The sequence below is a fragment of the Jiangella ureilytica genome (assembly GCF_004348545.1).
Lineage (GTDB): Bacteria > Actinomycetota > Actinomycetes > Jiangellales > Jiangellaceae > Jiangella > Jiangella ureilytica.
In genome coordinates this window covers 1-1578 of the sequence record NZ_SMKL01000152.1, presented here as the reverse complement: position 1 = coordinate 1578, position 1578 = coordinate 1, and the positions used below count along the sequence as shown (strand labels likewise).

1 protein-coding gene is annotated in these 1578 nt (G+C 68.1%); it reads left to right on the top strand.

The features are described from left to right. Positions 1–344 precede the first annotated feature (344 nt). Entirely contained in the window at positions 345–1556 is a 1212-nt protein-coding gene (locus tag E1212_RS29075; RefSeq protein WP_131989024.1) for an IS110 family RNA-guided transposase, read from the top strand. Positions 1557–1578 lie beyond the last annotated feature (22 nt).

The following is a 1578-nucleotide window of genomic DNA, read 5'->3' as shown; positions in this document are numbered from 1 at the left end:
GGTCATCGGGTCCTACCTTCATAGGGGTTCTTCAGGTCTGCTCCCGGTAGGTGCTCGAGGGAGCGGCCCGCAGTCGGTGTCAGGGCTGGGCGCAGGCCACCGGTAGGGCGTGGCCTTGACACCGGCGAGGACCGCACCAGTCTGAAAGACCGGGAGCGGATGCGTGCAGGCGAGGCAGGTATGGCGTTCATCGAGGTAGTCCTGCATGGCTCAGGTGACAGTGCCGCCTGCCTCGCCGCTCTTTCCTGACCGCTGATCAGCCGTTGCGACTCATCGCTGTGTAGGACGACGACGGCGGGATCGAGCGCCGCGCTGCCGCAACCGTGACCGCGGAAGGAGGAGTCATGGACGTAGCGGTCGGGCTTGACGTGGCCAAGCAGTTCCACTGGGCGGTGGCCATCCGCCTGGATCCGCAGACCGGTAAAGCGGTGCCGGTGCTGAGCCGGCGGGTGGACAATTCGCCGGGCGACATCGCCGCCTTCATCGACGAACTGTCCGATCTCACCACCGGCGACGACTCGCTGCAGGTCGGCATCGACATCGTCGGCGGCATCGCCAAGCTGCTGGAGGTGATGCTCACCGGCGCCGGCCTGAACGTCGTGCACGTCCCGGGATCGATGGTCAAGAACGCCAGGCGCGCTGCCCGCGGGGGCGAACACAAGAGCGACCCGCGAGATGCCCGCGTGATCGCCGATCAGGTCCGCTCCCGCGATGACCTGCGTCCGCTGCACGGCATCGGTGAACTCGACGCTCAGCTCGGCTTGCTCGTGTCCCGCCGCCAAGACCTCGTGCACGAGCAGACGCGACGCATCGCCCGGCTGCGAGACCTGCTGTGCTCGATCCATCCCGGCCTGGAGCGGGTCGTCGATCCGACGAACAAGGCCGACCTGGCGCTGCTGAACCGCTACGTCACGCCGGCCGAGATCCGCCGCGCCGGAAAGGCCCGCATCACCGCACACCTGCGCCGCACCGGCCACTACAAGACGACCACCCTCGACACCCTCCTCGACGCTGCCGTCGCTGCTGCCGAGGATCAGCGAGTGAGCGTGCCAGCCGAGGCAACCGCGGCCTCGATCGTGAAGGATCTGGCCGGCGAATGCCTCGCCGCGCGCACCAAGATCACCGCCCTGGACGCCGAGATCGTCGAGGCGCTCGAGCACCACCCTGACGCGGCCCTCATCGCCACCCTGCCGGGGATGGGGGCCACCCTCACCGCCGAGCTGCTGGCCGTGGCCGGCGGCCTGGACCGGTTCACCAGCGGCGACCACCTCGCCGCCGCGGCAGGTCTCGCACCCGCCCTCGTCCAATCCGGCAAGGTCCGCTATCTGCAACGCCCACTCACCGGCGACCGGGCACTCAAACGCGTCTTCTACCAATCCGCGTTCTGCGCGATCCCACACGACCCAACCAGCAAGGCGTTCTACGACCGCAAACGCGCCGAAGGCAAACGACACCACCAAGCCCTCATCGCACTCGCCCGCCGACGCATCAACGTTCTCTACGCGATACTCCGCGACCGCCAGCCCTACCAGCCCCGACCGCCCAAAGCGGCTTGACAGAAACATCAGCCTGTCACCT

What these genes read in the sequence shown, in the direction of transcription:
- E1212_RS29075 (WP_131989024.1), top strand. Translation starts at nt 345, where the DNA reads ATGGACGTAGCGGTCGGGCTTGACGTGGCCAAGCAGTTCCACTGGGCG.